The following is a 1,245-nucleotide window of genomic DNA, read 5'->3' on the forward strand; positions in this document are numbered from 1 at the left end:
TGATCTTACCCAGCAATAGTGGACACGGCGCTAAGTGAGTAAACTCGTAACCCAGAGGTGACTCATGACTAAACCATCAGCAACGAAAAGCAAACCCCGTAAACAACACTCGCCCGCCTTTCGGGACGAAGCGCTTAAGCTCGCTCAACGTATTGGCGTGGCCGCAGCCGCGCGTGAACTCGGTCTCTACGAATCGCAACTTTATACCTGGCGGAGCAAGCAACAGCAGAGCCTGTCAGCTTCCGAACGTGAGCAGGAACTTGCGACCGAGAATGCCCGGCTCAAGCGCCAACTGGCAGAACAGGCTGAAGAGTTGGCCATTCTCCAAAAGGCCGCGACATACTTCGCGAAACGCCTGAAATGAAGTATGTCTTTATCGAAAAACATCAGGCTGAGTTCAGCATCAAAGCCCTGTGTCGGGTGCTCCGTGTCGCCCGCAGCGGCTGGTATGCCTGGCGTCTGCGTCGACATCAGATAACCCCGCGTCAGCAGTTCCGTCTTGTCTGTGATGAGGCCGTTCGAAAGGCATTCGGTAACGCAAAACAGCGGTATGGTGCGCCGCGTCTTGCTGATGAGCTTGTGGCGTACAACGTCAAAACCATCGCAGCCAGCCTGCGCCGTCAGGGGCTGCGCGCAAAGGCCTCGCGCCGGTTCAGGCCGGTCAGTTACCGTGAACATGGTTTGCCGGTGTCAGAAAACCTGTTGAAACAAGACTTTACCGCCTGTGGGCCAAATCAGAAATGGGCGGGCGACATTACTTACTTGCGTACAGATGAAGGCTGGCTTTACCTAGCGGTGGTGATTGACCTGTGGTCACGAGCCGTCATCGGCTGGTCGATGTCCTCGCGGATGACGGCACAACTGGCGTGCGATGCGTTGCAAATGGCGTTATGGCGGCGTAAACGCCCGGAAAATGTCATTGTTCATACAGACAGAGGCGGGCAGTACTGTTCAGCGGATTACCAGGCCTTACTGAAACGCCATAATCTGCGTGGCAGTATGAGCGCAAAAGGCTGTTGTTACGACAATGCCTGTGTGGAAAGCTTCTTCCACTCACTAAAAGTGGAGTGTATCCACGGCGAGCACTTTGCCAGCCGGGAAATAATGCGAACGACGGTGTTTAATTATATCGAGTGCGATTACAATCGTTGGCGTCGCCACAGTGCCTGTGGTGGTCTTAGCCCGGAAAAATTTGAAAAGCAGAACCTCGCTTAGCCATGTGTCCATTGTTCGTGGGTAAGATCA

The 1,245-nt window shown here is 54.2% G+C and carries 1 protein-coding gene; it reads left to right on the forward strand.

The annotated features are described in order from the left end of the window. Positions 1-64 precede the first annotated feature (64 nt). Positions 65-1,215, forward strand: a protein-coding gene (locus AC2A1E_RS24085) for an IS3 family transposase (protein WP_484385857.1) whose coding sequence is annotated in 2 segments (ribosomal slippage) — positions 65-323 and positions 323-1,215 — 1,152 coding nt in all. Because the reading frame shifts where the segments join, the coding sequence is not laid out codon by codon here. The last annotated feature ends 30 nt before the right edge of the window (positions 1,216-1,245 follow it).

It is taken from the genome of Serratia sp. HNCC26DJ206, from assembly GCF_057180605.1.